The sequence below is a fragment of the Luteibacter sp. genome (assembly GCF_035539195.1).
GTDB lineage: Bacteria > Pseudomonadota > Gammaproteobacteria > Xanthomonadales > Rhodanobacteraceae > Luteibacter.
This window is the reverse complement of the sequence record NZ_DATLIW010000018.1, coordinates 24,299-42,068: the sequence shown is the minus strand read 5'-3', so window position 1 is coordinate 42,068 and position 17,770 is coordinate 24,299. Positions and strand designations below refer to the sequence as shown.

General features: G+C 66.1%; 15 protein-coding genes. 5 read left to right on the top strand and 10 right to left on the bottom strand.

Annotation, left to right across the window (positions count from 1 at the left end; translation table 11 throughout):
• Positions 1–842: 842 nt before the first annotated feature.
• From zwf to recQ, 4 genes are all read right to left on the bottom strand, one after another.
• Positions 843–2,669 carry a glucose-6-phosphate dehydrogenase gene (gene zwf, locus VM621_RS05930; RefSeq protein ID WP_325468045.1) on the bottom strand — a complete coding sequence of 609 codons (1,827 nt, stop codon included), beginning with the start codon at positions 2,667–2,669 and terminating at the stop codon, positions 843–845.
• Positions 2,666–4,492: a glycoside hydrolase family 15 protein gene (locus VM621_RS05925; RefSeq protein ID WP_325468044.1), complete on the bottom strand. Its 1,827-nt coding sequence runs from the start codon at positions 4,490–4,492 to the stop codon at positions 2,666–2,668. The genes zwf and VM621_RS05925 overlap by 4 nt, the downstream gene beginning before the upstream one ends.
• Positions 4,493–4,559: 67 nt before the next feature.
• Complete coding sequence (gene ybaL, locus VM621_RS05920; protein ID WP_325468043.1) at positions 4,560–6,224, bottom strand: YbaL family putative K(+) efflux transporter; 1,665 nt, start codon at positions 6,222–6,224, stop codon at positions 4,560–4,562.
• 182 nt (positions 6,225–6,406) lie between these two features.
• Positions 6,407–8,224, bottom strand: a complete 1,818-nt coding sequence (gene recQ / locus VM621_RS05915) for a DNA helicase RecQ (protein WP_325468042.1) — start codon at positions 8,222–8,224, stop codon at positions 6,407–6,409.
• 176 nt (positions 8,225–8,400) lie between these two features.
• Here recQ and VM621_RS05910 point away from each other — a divergent pair, with 176 nt between their 5' ends.
• On the top strand, positions 8,401–8,691 hold the full coding sequence (locus VM621_RS05910) for a hypothetical protein (RefSeq protein WP_325468041.1): 291 nt from the start codon (positions 8,401–8,403) through the stop codon (positions 8,689–8,691).
• A gap of 12 nt (positions 8,692–8,703) precedes the next feature.
• On the opposite strand, the gene VM621_RS05905 is transcribed toward VM621_RS05910, so the two are convergent.
• Positions 8,704–9,063, bottom strand: a complete 360-nt coding sequence (locus tag VM621_RS05905) for an MGMT family protein (protein ID WP_325468040.1) — start codon at positions 9,061–9,063, stop codon at positions 8,704–8,706.
• Positions 9,064–9,139: 76 nt separating this feature from the next.
• Between VM621_RS05905 and VM621_RS05900 the strand changes: the two genes are divergently transcribed.
• On the top strand, positions 9,140–9,544 hold the full coding sequence (locus VM621_RS05900) for a hypothetical protein (RefSeq protein ID WP_325468039.1): 405 nt from the start codon (positions 9,140–9,142) through the stop codon (positions 9,542–9,544).
• Between the two features lies 1 nt (position 9,545).
• Here the strand turns inward: VM621_RS05900 and VM621_RS05895 are convergent, their stop codons facing one another.
• Both VM621_RS05895 and VM621_RS05890 read right to left on the bottom strand, forming a co-directional pair.
• Complete coding sequence (locus VM621_RS05895; RefSeq protein WP_325468038.1) at positions 9,546–10,670, bottom strand: inorganic phosphate transporter; 1,125 nt, start codon at positions 10,668–10,670, stop codon at positions 9,546–9,548.
• Positions 10,671–10,683: 13 nt separating this feature from the next.
• On the bottom strand, positions 10,684–11,313 hold the full coding sequence (locus tag VM621_RS05890; protein ID WP_107912750.1) for a DUF47 domain-containing protein: 630 nt from the start codon (positions 11,311–11,313) through the stop codon (positions 10,684–10,686).
• A gap of 181 nt (positions 11,314–11,494) precedes the next feature.
• Here VM621_RS05890 and VM621_RS05885 point away from each other — a divergent pair, with 181 nt between their 5' ends.
• Entirely contained in the window at positions 11,495–12,814 is a 1,320-nt protein-coding gene (locus tag VM621_RS05885; protein ID WP_325468037.1) for a hemolysin family protein, read from the top strand.
• A 33-nt stretch (positions 12,815–12,847) separates the two neighbouring features.
• On the opposite strand, the gene VM621_RS05880 is transcribed toward VM621_RS05885, so the two are convergent.
• Positions 12,848–13,612 (bottom strand): RNA methyltransferase, encoded by a 765-nt coding sequence (locus tag VM621_RS05880; RefSeq protein ID WP_325468036.1) that lies wholly within the window; start codon positions 13,610–13,612, stop codon positions 12,848–12,850.
• A 134-nt stretch (positions 13,613–13,746) separates the two neighbouring features.
• Here VM621_RS05880 and VM621_RS05875 point away from each other — a divergent pair, with 134 nt between their 5' ends.
• Complete coding sequence (locus VM621_RS05875; RefSeq protein WP_325468035.1) at positions 13,747–14,550, top strand: inositol monophosphatase family protein; 804 nt, start codon at positions 13,747–13,749, stop codon at positions 14,548–14,550.
• Positions 14,551–14,812: 262 nt separating this feature from the next.
• Positions 14,813–15,850 (top strand): metallophosphoesterase, encoded by a 1,038-nt coding sequence (locus tag VM621_RS05870; RefSeq protein ID WP_325468034.1) that lies wholly within the window; start codon positions 14,813–14,815, stop codon positions 15,848–15,850.
• 31 nt (positions 15,851–15,881) lie between these two features.
• On the opposite strand, the gene hda is transcribed toward VM621_RS05870, so the two are convergent.
• Positions 15,882–16,577: a DnaA regulatory inactivator Hda gene (gene hda / locus VM621_RS05865; RefSeq protein WP_325468033.1), complete on the bottom strand. Its 696-nt coding sequence runs from the start codon at positions 16,575–16,577 to the stop codon at positions 15,882–15,884.
• A complete protein-coding gene (locus VM621_RS05860) occupies positions 16,574–17,731 on the bottom strand; it encodes an AI-2E family transporter (RefSeq protein ID WP_325468032.1) in 1,158 nt (385 codons plus the stop codon). The genes hda and VM621_RS05860 overlap by 4 nt, the downstream gene beginning before the upstream one ends.
• Positions 17,732–17,770: the final 39 nt, after the last annotated feature.

The window sequence follows — 17,770 nt, the reverse complement described above, 5'->3', positions numbered from 1 at the left end:
AGTGTAGCGAGCGGCTCGGCGGATAGCTCGCTGCCTGACGTCGGGCATCCCTCGGTAACCTGGCGATCGCCGCTGAAGCGGCTCTCACACCAAAAAAAAGATTCATCGCGGAAGTCCGGGGACGCCGAAGGCATCGGTTCACTCAGCGGCTGATGCCGCGGCGAGCGCGGACGTTACGGCGCAGAGCCTTCGGTGCCCACCCTCGCTGCTCAGACAGGTCCTCCGCGTTCGGTGCGGAAGGCCGCTGCGCGGCCGGTGTCTTATATGGCCTGCGGCCGCTCACTTGTGCGGAACTCGCCTCGAGGGTGGGCACCGAAGACTCTCCCGGACCGTGAGGTTCGCGTGGGTCGAGCCAAAGCCGCCACGGCATCGCCGGCAAGCCGACACAAGCGCGACGAAGGTGGTGGACAACCGGATACCAGCAACCGCTTCCGCATCGACCCGGAGTTCCGGGCACGGCCGGGGCCGACGACGGCACCACACAACGGCTCTCCTGCCAGCTGACCGTATCGTCGTGAGAGACCTTGGCGTCCACCCTCGAGGCGAGTTCCGCACAAGTGAGCGGCCGTAGGCCATATAGATACATAGGCCGCGCAGCGGCCTTCCGCACCGAACGCGGAGGACCTGTCTGAGCAGCGAGGGTGGGCGCCAAGGTCTCCCTGCGAAACGCCCAAGTGTACAAAGCGATGGCGAAGCCGAGCCCCGCGAGGCCGAAGGCGAGCGAGGCGCAAGGTGCGAACGAAGGCTGGCATGCCCAGCACCCGCCACCGGCAATCCGCGAAGAACCAAAAAAGAGCCCGGCAAAAAGCCGGGCCCTTGCATTGCAACGAGCTACGTAGCGGTTACTTCTTGCGCGCGCGCTTCGCTACCGCCGTCTTCTTCACGGCAACCGTCGCCTTCTTCACCGGCGCGGCCTTGCGTGCCGCGGCAACCTTCTTCACGGTCGCCTTCTTCGGAGCCGCCTTCTTCACCGCGGACTTGCGAGCCGGCGCGGCCTTCTTCGTCGCGGCGACGCGCGCCGTCTTCTTCGCGACGGCCCGCTTGGCAGTCTTCCGGGTGGCCGGCTTCTTCTCGACGCTCGCCGACGGATCCACCTTGGGCTTCGCGGTACGCCGAGCATTGAGTTCCGCCGCCGAGTTCAGCGGACGCCACGAGCGGCCACCGAGGGCCAGCAGCGTGTCGGCAGAGGCCGGGCCCGCGCTGCCCGACGCATAGTTCGGGAAGTCCGCCGGGGTGCGCTGCGCCCAGTCGTCGAGGATCGGCTGCACGGCACGCCAGCAGGCCTCGACCATGTCGGCGCGCTGGAACAGCGTTGCGTCACCGGTCATGCAATCGTAGAGCAGCGTTTCGTAGCCCACGTTCGGCTCGGCACGGAACCAGTCGGCGTACTTGAAATCCATGCGCACCGGCGCGAGCTCCACACGCGGACCAGGACGCTTCACGTCAAACTGCAGCGAGATACCCTCGTCCGGCTGGATCTGCAGGACCAGCCAGTCCGGACCGAACGCGTCCATGCCGGTGCCACGGAACGGAGCGAATGGCGCGGACTTGAAGCGGATCGCGATCTCCGTCGTACGCCGTCCCATGTGCTTGCCGGTGCGCAGGTAGAACGGCACGCCCGACCAGCGCCAGGTATCGATCGACAGCTTCAGCGCGACGAACGTCTCGGTGACCGAGTCCGAGGCCACGTTCGGCTCGTCGCGGTAGGAGGTCGCCAGTTCGTTGTTGACCGCGCCGGGGCCGTACTGGCCGCGCACGGCGTCTTCGGGCTGGATGGGGCGGATCGCCTCGATCGTCTCGGCCTTGCGCGTACGCACGGCTTCGGCATCGAACGAGGTCGGTGGCTCCATGGCCACCATCGCCAGCAACTGGAACAGATGGTTCGGCACCATGTCGCGCAGCGCGCCGGTCTGCTCGTAGAACGAGCCGCGGCGCTCCACGCCGACGGTTTCGGCCACGGTGATCTGCACGTGGTCGATGCGGTCGCGATTCCAGATCGGCTCGAACAGGCCGTTGGCAAAACGGAAGGCCATGATGTTCTGCACCGTTTCCTTGCCGAGGAAATGGTCGATGCGATAGATCTGGTCTTCGCGAAGCACCTTGAGGATGCGCTCGTTCAACGCATGCGCCGAAGCGAGGTCGTGGCCGAACGGCTTCTCGATGATCACGCGACGCCAGAAGCGGCCGTCCGCGCCACCGTCGTCGACCAGGCCCGCATGCTTGAGCTGTTCGATCACGTCACCGAAGAAGCGCTCCGGGGTAGCCAGGTAGAAGAGCACGTTGCCCTGGGTGCCGCGACGGCGCTCGGCATCCTTGAGCTTGGTGGCGAGGCTCTGGAACGCGCTGAGGTCGTCGAAATCGCCGGCGTGGTAGCTCATCTGGCTACTCAGCCAGCCCCAGGCCTCTTCGTCGAGCTTCGCGCCCGAGTTGCCTACGTAGCGCTCGAGCGCCGTGTGCAGGCTCTTCTTCCAGGCGTTGTCGGCCATCTTTCCGTGATTGAAACCGATCACGGAAAAGTTGTCGGACAACAGGCCGGTGCGACGCATGTTGTACAGGGCGGGAACCACGAGGCGGCTGGTGAGGTCGCCGGCAGCGCCGAAAATCACGACGGTACACGGGTCGGCCGGGTGAGCGCGCGAGGTGACGCGCTTCGATTGGGCTTGGCTCATGCACGGACTCCTTGGGGATCGGTGGTATTAGGGGAAGCGTGGCTGTCGGCAGTCGCGCTGTAACCATGCGCGAGACTGAAAGCGGCATTAACCAACGCTACGTGGGAAAAGGCTTGTGGGAAATTGCCCAGCAGTCGTTTCGACCGTGGATCGTACTCCTCTGCGAGCAATCCGAGGTCGTTCGAAAGAGCGACCAGCCGGGTGAAAAGCGCCCTCGCTTCGTCCAGCCGGCCCAACAGCACGTAGTTTTCCACCAGCCAGAAGCTGCATGGCAGGAACTCGCCTTCGCCGGGCGGCAGGCCGTCGACGCCACTGCGTGTGTCGTAGCGGCGGACGAACCCCTCCACGAGCAACTCCTCCTCGATCGCCCGGACCGTGGCGACGATGCGCGGATCGTCCGGGGGAAGGAAATCGGTGAGCGTCACCAGCAGCAGGCTGGCATCGAGTTCGGTCGAACCATAGGACTGCGTGAAGCAGCCACGCACCGGGTCCACGCCCTTGGCCAGGATATCGGCCTTGATCTCGTCGGCGACCCCGCGCCAACGCCGGACGAAATCCGGGTCGCGGCCGTCACGGTCCTGCTCGGCCGCACGCTGGAACGCCAGCCAGGCCATGACTTTCGAATGGACGAAGTGGCGGGGCTCGCCCCGGATCTCCCAGATGCCTTCATCCGGCTGGCGCCAGATGCTTTCGAGGTGCTCCAGGAACACCGACTGCACGTCATCGGCATCGGGCTGCAGGGCGACGCCATGGCGCACCGCGTGGGCGAAGGCACCGACCAGCTCGCCGAAGATATCCAGCTGGAACTGGGCGGACGCCGCATTGCCCACACGGACGGGCTTGGCCCCTTCGTAACCGGACAACCACGGCAATTCATACTCTTCGAGCCGACGCTCGCCGGCCAGGCCATAGAGCACCTGCAGTTGGTCGGGGGAGCCGGCGACGGCGCGACGCACCCATTCTCGCCAGGCGCTGGCTTCGTCGTGGTAGCCGGCGTTGACCAGCGCAGAGAGGACGAACGTGGCGTCACGGGCCCAGCAGAAGCGGTAATCCCAGTTCCGTTCGCCGCCCAGCTGTTCGGGCAGGGAGGTGGTCGGCGCCGCCACGATACCGCCGGTGGGCAGGTAGCTCAGGCCCTTGAGCACGATGAGTGAGCGACGCACGATGTCGCTCCACTCGCCGGAGTCGTTGCAACGACCGGACCAGCCTTCCCAGAAGGCCAGCGAATCCTTCAACTCCTGCCGTGCATCGAGCGCTTCGGGTGGCGGCAGGTGGGATGGCCCCCAGGCCATGACGAAGGGGACCGAGTCTCCCGCGCTCACCGCGAAACGGGCCACGCTATGCATGCCCTCGCCTTCGACGGCGATCGGGCTGCGCACCACGAGGAGGTCGGGCCCGGCGACCGCGGTGATCGTCTGCTCGTCGAGCCTGGATACCCACGGCACGGCGCTGCCATAGTCGAAGCGGACTGTGAGGACACTCTTGAAGTCCACGCGACCTTCGATGCCTTCGACAATCCGCGTCACGCCCACCTGCTCCCCGGCAAACGGCATGAAGTCGATGACGCGGGCGCGGCCCGTAGCCGTTCGCCATTCGGTCTCCAGGACGAGACTGCCGTCGATGTAGTGGCGTTCGCTGGTGGCGTCGGGATCGGATGGCGCGATGCGCCAGCGCCCATCGCTTTCGTCGCCGACCAAAGCGGCGAAACAGGCGGCCGAGTCAAACCGCGGTACGCATAGCCAATCAATGGAACCGTTGCGCGCTACCAGCGCGGCGCTGCGGCAGTTGCCGAGCATTGCGTAGTCTTCGATCCGGGATGCCATGAAGTCCTCGTCGCGTGGGCGCTATTCCGTTAACGGTAGCCGCCGGGACGTTAGAACCGCGTAGCGATCAGTGACCCGAACCGGCGACCGGCGCACGATCGCCACGTGACGCTTCGAAGAGGCTATGCGCAAGTTCCTGCTCTCCGTAGATCACTTCGCTGGCACCGAGCCCGGCAAGATGGTCCATGCACTCCTGCGAATGGGCGCGAGCCACGATCGGCAGGTCGGCGCGCAACTGGCGTGCCGCCCGCACCACCTGCCCGGCTTCGAACGGATCCGGGACGGCCACGATCAGCGCTCGCGCGCCAGCGAGGTTGGCCTCGGCGAGGACGAGCGCCGCGGCGGCGTTGCCAATGACGACATCGGCGTCGCCCGAATCACGCAGGGCGCGCACCGCGTCCTCGTCGGTTTCGATGACCAGCACGCGCGCACCGGCCGCACGCAGCTCCGCGAAGACGCGGCGACCGACGCGGCCGAAACCGACCAACACCGTATGCCCGCCGGTGGCTGCCGGATGCGGTTCCGGCGCGTCGGCGTCGTGCTTCGCGATCCAGCGGTCCAGGGCCACGAAGAGCAGCGGATTGACCAGGATGGAGACGATCGCCGCGGCGAGAATGACATCGCGCGCCTGCTCGCTGATCAGGCCGACCGAGACACCGAGCGCGGCGAGGATGAACGAGAATTCGCCGATCTGCGCAAGACTCGTCGCGATGGTCAGCGCCGTCTTCACCGGCCGGCCGAAAGCCCGCACGATGACGAACGCGGCAGCCGACTTGCCGACGATGATGATCAGGCAGGCGGCCAGCACGATCCAGGGATGCTCGACGAGGATATGCGGGTTGAACAGCATACCGATGGAGACGAAGAAGAGGACCGCGAATGCATCGCGCAGCGGCAGGGTTTCCTCGGCGGCCTGCTGCGACAGTTTCGATTCGCCCATCATCATGCCGGCGAAAAAGGCACCGAGTTCGAACGACACGTCGAACAGGTGCGCGGCACCGAAGGCCACGCCCAGCGCCATCGCCAGCACGGCGAGGCGGAACAGCTCGCGCGAACCGGTGGCCGAAACAGCCTGCAGCGTCCACGGGATGACGCGCTTGCCGACGATGAGCATCAGCGCGACGAAGACCACCACCTTGCCGACGGTCCACGCGACGGTCTCGAAAAGTTCGCCCATCGACGGCGCCGCGCCGCCCTTCTCCGAACCGAGGAAGCCGCCGATCGCCGGCAGCAGCACCAGCGCGAGCACCATGGCGAGGTCTTCGACGATCAGCCAACCCACCGCGATACGTCCACGATCGCTGTCGAGCAGCCTGCGCTCCTCCATCGCGCGCAACAAGACGACGGTACTGGCAACCGAAAGCGCGAGACCGAAGACGAATCCCTGGGCGAGCGGCCAGTCGAGCCACCAGCCGAGCAACATGCCCAGGCCGGTGGCGACGCCCATCTGCACGGCCGCGCCGGGGATCGAGATCGCCTTGACCGAGAGCAGGTCCTTGAGCGAGAAGTGCAGCCCCACACCGAACATCAGCAGGATGACGCCGAGGTCGGCCAGTTCCTGCGCGATACCCGCATCGGCCACGTAGCCCGGCGTGAAAGGCCCGGCCACGACACCTGCGACGAGATAGCCGGCGAGAACCGGGAGCCGAAGGCGGTTGGCGATGGCGCCGAAGATGAAAGCGAGGACAAGGCCACCGACGATGGTGGCGATGAGTGGCGTGGCGTCGTGCATGGGCGGCTCCTGGAGTCGTCGTTGGCCGCGACCGGACGTCGCGGCATGCACCCTCGTCTTGTCACCTGGAACCGGCGAACGTAGCGATGTCGGGTCAGCCCCTGAAGATTGGGGACGATACGATGGGCATGCAAGCGAAACCGGACATTTTCTTCATGGGGGACGCGGAGTTGAGAATAACCTCAAGCTCCGCTCGCCGTCAGTACCGCCAGGAAATCCTTGCCATATCGCTTGAGTTTGTTCTCGCCCACACCGCTGATCGAACCCAGTTCGTCTTCGTTCGCGGGCAAGGCACGGAGCATCGCAAGCAGGGTCGCGTCGTGGAAGATGACATACGCCGGCACGCCATGCTGTTTGGCCAGTTCCGAGCGCACGCGCCGCAGCTCGCTCCATAGCGGCTGCTCGATTTCCTCGATACCAAGCGACCCGCCCGTGGTGGCCGGCGACGGCCGCGCATTGCGCCGCCCCTTGGCCGGACGTGCGTCCTCGCGCAGCCACACCTTGCGCTCGCCCTTGAGTACGGGGCCGCTGGTCGGCGACAGACGCAACGTGCCGTAACCTTCGGGATCGGCTTCGATCAGGCCGGCGGCCAACAACTGGCGGAAGACCGAGCGCCATTGCGTGGCGTCCATGTCGGCACCCACGCCGAACACCGTGAGCTGGTCGTGGCGCAGGTCGCGCACGCGCTCGCCCGCTTCGCCACGAAGAATCTCGATGAGATGACCCGCGCCGTAACGCTGGCCGCTGCGATAAATGCACGACATGGCCTTCTGCGCGGCAAGCGTCGCGTCCCACGTCGTCGGAGGAACCAGGCAGTTGTCGCAGTTGCCGCAGGGTTGCGGGTAGACCTCGGCGAAGGCCTCTAGCAGCAACTGGCGACGGCATCGCGTGGCCTCGGCAAAGCCGAGCAGGGAGTCGAGCTTGAGGCGTTCGATGCGCTTGCGATCGTCACCCGCCTCGGACTGCGAAATCATCTGGCTCATGGTGACGACGTCGCCCAGGCCATAGACCATCCAGGCTTCGGCGGGCAGGCCGTCGCGACCCGCACGCCCGGTTTCCTGGTAGTAGCCCTCCATGCTGCGCGGCAGGTCGAGGTGGGCGACGAAGCGGACGTCGGGCTTGTCGATGCCCATGCCGAAAGCGACGGTCGCCACCATGACGATGGCGTCCTCGCGAAGGAAACGCTGCTGATGGCGCGTGCGCGTTTCGCCGTCGAGTCCGGCGTGATATGGCAAGGCTTCCACGCCGGCCTCGACCAGCCACGCCGCCGTCTCGTCGACCTTGCGGCGGCTGAGGCAATAGACGATGCCGGCTTCGCCGCGGTGGGCATCGAGGAAGTCGAGCAGCTGCCGACGCGCGTTCTGTCGCGGGGCCACCCGGTAACGGATGTTCGGCCGGTCGAAGCTGGAGACGAAGCGGCGCGCGGCATGGAGCCCGAGCCGTTCGACGATCTCCTCCCGCGTGCGGTCGTCCGCCGTGGCGGTGAGGGCGATGCGCGGCACTTCCGGAAAGCGCTCGTGGAGGATCGCCAGCTCGCGGTATTCCGGGCGGAAGTCGTGACCCCACTGGGAAACGCAGTGCGCTTCGTCGATGGCGAACAGGGCGATGGGAATGCGATCGAGCAGGCCGAGGAAGCGCCCGGTGAGCAGTCGTTCCGGTGCCACGTAGAGCATGTCCAGGTCGCCGGCGAGGAGCAGTTCCTCCACCTCGCGCTGGGTTGCCGAATCCAGGCTGGAGTTGAGGTAGCGGGCGCGAACGCCGGCTTCGGTCAATGCGTCGACCTGATCCTGCATGAGGGCGATCAGCGGGGAGACGACGATACCCGTGCCGTGACGTATCAGCGCGGGAATCTGGAAACACAACGATTTGCCGCCACCGGTGGGCATCAGAACGAGGGCGTCGCCGCCGTTGGCGACCTCCTCGACGATGGCCTGTTGCTGGCCGCGGAACTCGGGGTAACCAAAAACGGAATGAAGGAGGTCGTGGGCCTGGGACTGCATGCCGTCATGCTAACAAACGGGGGGCCCGATCTGGCATGCACTGGCAGCTGAACGAGGTGTAGGCCTACGCCGATTTGAGATGAAAGCGATGTTCTTTAGCGGCGCACGAGCAGGTAATGGGGGCGAGCCCGATCCGTGGCTCGTCGGCTGTTCGCATCCTTCGAAGGGGAAGGAAAATGAAGAATCCGTGTCCCGCCGCTGTATGCCTCGCCTGCACCTTGCTTGCGAGCGCCCAATTCGCCCGTGCCGAAACCGGCCGGATCGACTTCGCCGGAAGTATCGCCGAGCCAGGCTGCCCCCTGCGGGACGGCGCCTTCGATTGTGGGCCAGAGCGGTATGCGACAGCCGTCGTCGAGGCGCTCGACCTGGCGTCCGCTCAGCGCCGGATCCCCGTCGAGCTGTTCGCCTACGCGTTGCAGCGCGACCGTTCCGCCGGCTGGCAGGTGCTCGACGTCACCTATCGCTGAAGTCGCCGCGGCTCATCCCCAGATCGCCCGGTCCAGGTCGTGGTCGAGCCCGAAGGCGCTCATGGGCACGCGGCCATCCTTCACCGTGACACCCTCTGCCTTGAGCCGCCGGCATTGCTCGCGGAAGCCCTGCGTCCCTGCGGGAATGCCGATGCGTCCGTCCGCCCGCAGGACGCGGTGCCAGGGAAGGTCGAGCCGGTTCGGCGCATCGCCCAGCACGCGGCCGATCAGCCGGGCGCGCCCCGGGTAGCCGGCCCGTGCCGCGATGGCGCCGTAGCTGGCCACCCGGCCACGGGGGATCGCCGCTACCGCTTCGATGATCCGCGTCGCGCGGAGCACGCGGGCCTCGTCGTCGTCGAGTTCATCCGTCATGGTCGTTTCATGCATGCCTGGAAACGGCAGGGAGCGTACCATCGACCCTCCCCAGTGACGGACCTTCCCTACGGCCATGCGACACTTCGAGGCAATCCGCTCCCATGTCGGCGGCGTTCACAAGCTCCGCCAGAACGAGCCCTACGTCATCAGCTTCGACCTGGAACTGCCGGACGGGCGCCACCAGGGCATCTACCTGGCCGAACTGGAAGATGCCGAAGGCCTCCGCTTCCTGCGGCTGTCGACCCCGATCGGCCCTCTCGCCGGCGTCGACGCGCGTCGCTGCCTCCGCTTCAACTGGGAGCAGCGCACGGGCTACCTCGCCGAGGCCGACCTCGACGGCTCGCCCTACCTGCACCTGTGCGAGAACCGCCCCTACGATTACCTCGACGAACGCGAGCTCGCGCGCCTGATCGAGGAGCTTGGCGCCACAGGCGACCAGCTCGAACAAGTCGTCAACGGCGAAGCCGACGCCCTCTGAATCAGAGGAACAGGCGGCTGAGCTTGACCAGGCCGTAGCCGATCCCCGCCGTGATCGGCAGGGTGAGGATCCAGGCCCATACCATCCGCTCGACGACGGACCAGCGGATCGCGTTCCAGCGCTTGGCCGCGCCCACGCCCATGATCGACGCGGACACGTTGTGCGTGGTCGAGACCGGCACACCGAGCAGCGAGGCGGTGAGGATCACCGCCGCCGAACTACCCTCGGCGGCGAAACCGTTGATCGGGTGCAGCTTGACCATCTTGTGGCCCAGCGTCTTGATGATGCGCCAGCCACCGCCCGCGGTACCTGCGGCCATGGTCAGCGCGCAGACCACCTTGACCCAGATCGGGATCGGGAAGCCGCCGGGCGCTGCGGGGTCGTGCGGAATGCGCAGGAAGTGCAGGATCGTCGGCAGATGGTCGAAGTTACCCGCCGCCGTCGCACCGGCCAGCGCCAGCGCGATGATGCCCATGCTCTTCTGCGCGTCGTTCATGCCGTGGGACAAGCCCATCGCGCTCGCCGAGACGATCTGCGCCTTGCCGAAGAAGCTGTTGACGAAGGGCGTCCGGCCGAAACGGCGCAGCGCACCCTTGCGGCTCGAGAAGAAGCCGAGCAACGCATACAGGCCACCCATCAGCGCGTAACCGATCACGAAGCCGAGGAAGGGCGAGACGATCATCGGCAGGATGACCTTGGGCAGCACGCCCTTGCCCAGCCACCAGTGGGCGCCACCCTCCCACCAGATGATCGCATGCAGGTTGCCGTCGGAGGCCGCCAGCGCGGCGCCACAGAGGCCGCCGACGAGGGCGTGGCTGGAGCTGGACGGCAGGCCCATCCACCAGGTGATGAGGTTCCAGATGGTCGCGCCGAGCAGTGCGCTGATCAGCAGTTGCGAACCCACGTCGACCACGCCGGTGTCGACCAGGCCCGAAGCGATCGTCGCCGCCACGGCGGTACCCCACAGGGCGCCGGCGAGATTGGTGACCGCCGCCAGCAGGACGGCCTGGCCGGGGGTGAGCACCTTGGTCGCGACCACGGTGGCGATGGAGTTCGCCGTGTCGTGGAAGCCATTGATATAGGTGAAGGCGAGAGCGATCAGGACGACCGCGATGACCATGCTCATCGGACCGCCGCCCTCAGGAGTTCTTGAGCACGATGGAATAGACGACGTTGCCGACGTCGCGGCACTTGTCCACCGCCTTCTCCACCAACTCGAACAGATCCTTGGCGAGGATGGCGCGAAGCGGATCGGAGGCTTCGGCGTAAAGCGTGCGGTAGGGGTCGAGCAGGAGGCGGTCGGCCTCGGATTCGAGCGCCTGCAACTGGTCGCGAAGCTTCTTGACCGGGTCGATCTTCAGACCATGGCGCAACTGGCCGATCATGGCGACGACGACCTCGGCCGAGCGCTCGAGCAGTGCCGCGCGCTGGCTGAAATCGATGCCCTGGAGCCGTTCGGCGACGATGACATAGCGCTCGGCGAACTTCTCGATGGTCTTGGGGATCTTGTACAGCGCGGAGTTCAGCGCCTCGATGTCTTCGCGGTCCAGGGCGGTCACGAAGGTGTTGACCAGTTCTTCGCCGATCTGCCCGTGCAGGGCCTTCTCGCGAGCCCGGGCCGTGCTGAAAGCGGCCATCACGGGGTTGCGGTCGGCCTGGGTGACGAGCTCATGCATCGCCTTGGCGCTTTCGCGGGCGGCTTCCGCGCTGGCCTCGAGCAGGCCGTAGAACTTGTCGCCCTTACCGAACATCGTCTGGAGTGAAAACATGGGGTCGCCTGGGGGAACCTGGGGGATTTGTGACGCTAATGTTACCGGAAGACACATCCAGGAGCCGATTCATCGGCGAACAGGACATCTGAGAGCCGATTCATCGGCGAAAAGCCAACAAGGCGCAGAAGCCGAATCCCACACGACCCAAATCCCCCCGGTCTGATATATATCCCCCCCGATGCTCTCCGAAATCCTGCTCGTCCTCCTCCTGTCCCTCGGCAACGCCTTCTTCGCGCTGTCCGAGATGTCCGTCGTGGCCTCGCGCAAGAGCCGGCTCAAGCAGATGGCGCGGACCAGCCGCCGGGCCGGGGTGGCGCTGCGCCTCGCCGAGTCTCCCGAGCGCTTCCTCTCCACCGTGCAGGTCGGGATGACCCTGATCATCCTGGTGACCGGCGCCGTTGCAGGCGACACCCTTGGCGCGCAATTCACCGCCCTCCTCCACGACGGCGAGCCCGCGTGGCTGGAACCCTACGCCAGGATCATCGGCTGGCTGCTCGGCTTCCTGCTGATGTCGCTGGTGCAGATCGTGATCGGCGAACTGGTGCCCAAGCGCGCCGCCCTCACGGCGCCCGAGCGCATCGCCTCGCAGATCGCCGTGCCGATGCTGGTCATCTCGCGCATCACCCTGCCGATGGTCTGGCTGCTCAATCATCTTTCCAGCGGCATCCTCCACGTGCTGCGCCTGCGCCGTGGCGATGCCTCGGCTGCCACGGAAGAGGAGATCCGCCTGCTCGTGGCCGAAAGCGCCGAGCAGGGCATCCTCGACGTGGACGAACGCAACATGGTCAACCGTGTGCTTCGCCTCGGCGACCGTACGGTGGGCTCGGTGATGACCCCACGAATGAAGATCGCCTGGCTCGACATGGACGCACCGCAGGAGGACAACCTCGAGGTCCTGCGCGAAACGCCGTATTCGCGCTACCCGGTCTATCGTCGCGACGAGAGCGAGGTGATCGGCACGGTCGAAGTGAAGTCGCTGTTCAGTTCGTTACAACGCGGCGAGGTGGATCTGTTCAAGCACATTTCCCGCCCGCTCTTCGTCCCGGCGACGGCGCGCGCCCTGGATCTGCTCGAATCCTTCCGCGACGCCGATACCCAACTCGCCCTCGCCGTGGACGAATACGGCGACATCGAAGGCCTGGTCACCCTCAATGACCTCCTGTCGGCGGTTGTCGGTGCGACCGCCCCTTCCGCCGACGATACGACGCAGGACGGTCCCATCGTCCGTCGCGAAGACGGCAGCTGGCTCGTCGACGGCACGCTGCCGGCCGACGATCTGCGTGAACTGCTGCAGATCGACCGCCTACCCAACGAGGAAGAACACGACTTCCGCACCGCCGCCGGCATGGTCACCACCAACTTCGGACACATCCCGCATGCCGGCGAATCCTTCGTCTGGCAGGGCATCCGTTTCGAAGTCCTGGACATGGATGGCGCACGCATCGACAAGCTGCTGGTCAGCGTCGCCGGCAAGAACGAGGCGCTCGCCGACCGCTGAGGGGCCGGAAGGACGAACGAGGCAGGCGCCGACTCAGTCCTGTTTATGTGCCATCTCGGCCATGCGCTGCGCATCGGCGAGGATGCCATGGAGGATGCGCAGTTCGCGCAGTTCCGGGCGTGCGCGGAGGAACAGCTTGCGCAGCTTGAGCATGATCGTGACCGGAGAGCGACCCTTGTGGAACTCGATGTCGTCGAGGGTCTGGCCCAGGTGGGTGAAGAAGCGTTCGAGCTGTTCGGCATCGGCCGGAACCTCGTCCGGGTCCGGCACGGCCTCCGGCGCCTTGGCCTCGTCGGCCAGCAAGGCCGTGCGCAACTCGTAGGCAACGACCTGCACCGCCTGCGAGAGGTTCAGCGAGCTGAAATCGTCCACGCTGGGGATGCGGATCATCGCGTGGCAGCGGGAAAGCTCGTCGTTCTCCAGCCCGGTGCGTTCGTTGCCGAAGACCAGGGCGACCTGCTCGCCGCGGCGCGCGGCGGCGATCGCCTGGGCCACGCCCTCGCGGGGATCCAGCTCGGGGATGTTCACCCCGCGGCGCCGCGCCGACAGACCGAGGGCGAAAGTCGTGCCGGCCAGGCCGGCCACCAGGTCGTCCTGGACCGAGGCCCGAGCAAGGACGTCGTCCGCGCCGGCCGCCAGGGCCGTCGCCTCCGGATCGGGGAAACGATGGGGTGCCACCAGGGTGAGCCTGTCGAAACCCATGGTCCGTATGGCGCGCGCCGCCGAGCCGATGTTGCCCGAATGCGAGGTGCGGACGAGGACGAAACGGAGGCGGTCGTTGAGCTCGGAAAGGGCCATGGCGTGGGAAGGCTGAACGGGAGGACCGGAAAGTCTACAACGGCAATGACTTGGGTGAGCCGCAAGGCGGTGTTAAACTGCCCGACCGACGCGGCCCGCCCGCGCTCACCTGTTCTTTTACCAAGTCGATCCCCATGCCCAGACCCGCCGTCAACGTTGCGGCGCGCGCCGCGCGCTCCGCAGGAAACATCATCCTGCGCTACATGAATCGCCTCGAGGGCCTTGCGGTCGTCGAAAAGCAGCGCATGGACTTCGCTTCCGAAGTCGATCGCCTCGCCGAAGCCGAGATCGTGAAGGAACTCCGCCGCGCTTACCCCACCCACGCCATTCTTGGCGAGGAATCGGGGCAGATCGGCAAGGGACCGCTGACCTGGGTCATCGATCCCCTCGACGGCACGCACAACTACCTGCGTGGCATTCCTCATTTCTGCGTCTCCATCGCCCTGGTCGAAAAGGGCGAGCCCGTGTATGGCGTGGTTTTCGATCCCCTGCGCGATGAACTCTTCACCGCCAGCAAGGGCGATGGCGCTTACCTCAACGATCGTCGCATCCGCGTGGGCAAGCGTGAGGGTCTCTCCGGTGCGCTGATCGCCACGGGCTACCCGTACCGCGCGCGCAACCATCTCGAGCCGCAGTTGGCGATGACCGCCGCCCTGCTCGCCGAGGCCGAAGACATCCGTCGCATGGGATCGGCCGCGCTGGACCTCGCCTACGTGGCATCGGGCCGTGTCGATGGGTTCTTCGAACCGGCCCTCAACATCTGGGACATCGCCGCGGGGGCCTTGCTCGTGCGCGAAGCCGGCGGCGTCTATGGCGACTTCGCCGGCCGCGAGGGCCTGCCGGAAAACGGCAACATCATCGCCGGCAACCACAAGGTGGCCGCCGCGATGACGGAAGTGATCAAGGCCAACGCCACGGCACGTTTGCTCGGCGTCTGATACGACAAATGATGTAGGCGACCGCCTCGTCGATGCCGACGAATACGTCGGCCGCCCCCTGAGTAAGAGCGCGCGCCCCTGACGGGGCGCGCGCTTTTTTGTTGGGTCTTCGCGAAACGCAAGAGCGGCGCACGCCGCGGCTGACTGTCGTCCTAAGCCCGAACCAGCCCTGGCTTCGTCCTACAGGCGCCGGCTTGCCCTGCCGTTAATCTGTGCTTGCGAACGGGATGTTCGCTTCTCGCACCGACACAAGGACGACAACGTGACAAGGAATCCCCTCACTCACCACACCCTGGCCCTGGCTCTGGCCATGGGCTTGCTCGCCTTCGCTGGAGACGCCGTCGCCAAAGTGCAGACGATGATCGTCACCTCCGATCCCCAATATCCGTGGACCGACCGTACCGATGCGCGCGTGCCGGAGAGCGACAGCGAACGCGATAGCCGATCGGAAGCCCTCATCACCGAGCAATACCGCAGTATTGCGGCTTATCGGGCGGCGCGGCCGGGCCAGGATATTCCCGTCTTCGTCAACGGCGACCTGACGGCGTATGGGCACGGCAAGGAGCTCGACGTCATGGAGCGGTTGCTTCCCCTCCTCGGCGACAACGTACACCTTGGCCTGGGCAACCACGACTACCAGAACAACATCCGTCAGGACGACGACTCGGGGTGCTTCAACAACTGGTGCGCGCGCGAAAGCATCAGGGCTCTTGTAAAGCACGTGACGCAGAAGGCCGGCAAGGTCGCCTTCGACTTCGCCGTGAGCCCGGGGGTGTTCACGACCGTCTATAAGGGCAGCCTCGCCTACGCGGTGGATGCGCCTGGGCTCGATCGCGTACTGAGCATCCAGCTCAACAACTTTCCGGAATACCAGGTCGCTTTCGAATCGGTCGAGGGCGTCGGCGTCGGGCGTTACGAGATCGACTCCTCGCTGACCTGGCTGCGCAACCTGCTCGGGAACAAGCTGGAAAAGCCGCGTTTCGGCGATTGGGAAGATCGCGAGTACGACCTTGCCATCGTCCATATGCACGACCCGACGAGATACGAGGACGACTTCGTAACGCTGGTCACGAACACCGATGTCGCCGCCATCTTCGCCGGTCACCTGCACCGGAGCATGGGCCGCTACGGCCGGATCGGCGAGGTCCCGGTCTTTCTCAGCGGCTCGGCGTCGCAACGTACCTACCTGATCGTCGAACACGATACCGACGAAGGCGTGCTACGCGTCTACGGCGTTCGCGACAACCAGCCCGAACAAAAGACACTGATCGATACCGTCCCCGTCCATCGCCATCACTGAGGACGCGGGAGCCGTCGTGCGACGGGTTGCCTCAATCGCTCCTGAGCAGATTGCGCAGGAACGGCACGGTGACCCGCCGCTGGGCGGCCAGCGACGCACGGTCGAGCGTATCGAGCAGATCGAGCAAGGCACCCAGGTCCCGCGCATGGTGCGCGAACAGCCAGTCGAGCACGGTATCGTCGAGCTCGATGCCGCGGCCGGCCGCATGGTCGCGAAGTACCTGGCGGCGTTCCACGTCCGCCAGGGGCTTCAACAAGGCCTGGGTCAATGAGCCCAGACGCGAACGAAGATCGGGCAACGCGATATCCAGCGACGCCGGCGCGCCCACCGCGGCGAACAGGAGCGTGCAGCCGTCGGCCCGATAACGGTTGAAGGTGTCGAACAGCGCGTGCTCGGCGTCGGCTTCGCCGGCAATGGAATCGACGTCGTCGATCGCCAGCACATCGCTGCCAGCCATGCCGCGAACAGCGGCCGCCCGCGATCCGCGCAGGCCTGCCAGCGGCAGGTACTGCGCCGTGCGTCCGGCGTCGATCGCGGCCTGGCACGCCGCGATGAGCAGGTGCGTGCGACCGCTGCCCAGGGGTCCGGCGACGAAGACCCAGGGTGCCGTGGCGTCGGTCGCCGCAGCCTGTATCGCTTCGACCGCGACGGCATTCTCACCGGCATGGAAGTGCTCGAAGCGCTGGCGACGTGGCCAGCGCAGGGCGAGGGGAAGCTGGGTCGTCATGGACCGCCATCACCTGGAATCGCGGGGCGGGACGGCCTCACACTCACATCCACGTCGACGTCGACGTCGATCCTCTCCGGCTCTTCCGGCGCCGCAGGCTCCATGTACAGGTCGCTCTCGCGATAGCGCGCGAAGACGTAACGCATCAGCACCACCACGACCGAAGCCGCCGGCAGGGCGAGCAGAACGCCGAGGAATCCGAACAGGTGCCCGCCGGCGAGGACAGCGAAGATCACCGCCACCGGATGCAGGCCGATCTTGCCGCCGACCAGGCGAGGCACCAGGACGTAGCCCTCGAGCAGCTGGCCGATGGTGAACACCACCGCCACGAGGATCACGTGGGTCCAGTCGCCGTACTGCACCAGCGCGGCGATCATGGCGGCGACGAAACCGATCATGAAGCCGAGATAAGGTACGAAGCTGAGCAAGCCGGCGACCATGCCGATGAGCGGACCGATCGAGATCCCGCACAGCGTCAGCCCGATACCGTAGAACAGGCCGAGCGCCAGCATCACCAGCAACTGACCACGAACGAAGGCGCCAAGCACCTGGTCCGATTCGCGCGACAGACGCACCACGGTCGGCTCGATGGAGCGCGGCAACAGGCGCTGGATGTGCGCGATCATCGTGTCCCAGTCGCGCAGCAGGTAGAACGCCACCACCGGGATCAGCACGAGGTTGGTCAACCACATGACGATGCCCATGCCGGACTGCGATACCTTGGCCACCGCCGTCGCCAGCACGCTGCTGACCGAGCCGATGTGCTCCTTGATGGTCGCGATCAGGCGGTCGCTGTCGAAAACGTCGGCGTCCAGGTGCAGCCGCTGCTGGATCCAGGGAAGCGCGGTGCTCCGCGCCCATTCGACGTAACGCGGCAGGTTTTCGGCGAGGTTCTCGAACTGATGCTGGATCAGCGGGACCAGCAGCAGCAGCGTACCGATGAAGATCAGCGCGATGACGGTGAAGACGATGCTCACCGCCCACGTCCGCCCCATACCCAGGCGTTGCAGACGATCAGCCAGTGGGTCGCCGAGATAGGCCAGCATGGCCGCGATGGCGAAGGGCATCAGCACCGGCGCGAGCAGCCAGATCACGAAGATGATGACGGCGGCGATGGCGAGCATCTGCCAGCGGCGCGAGGTGTCGTGAGTCATGCGATTCCAGGGTCGGCATAAGGGTGATGCCGCCATCGT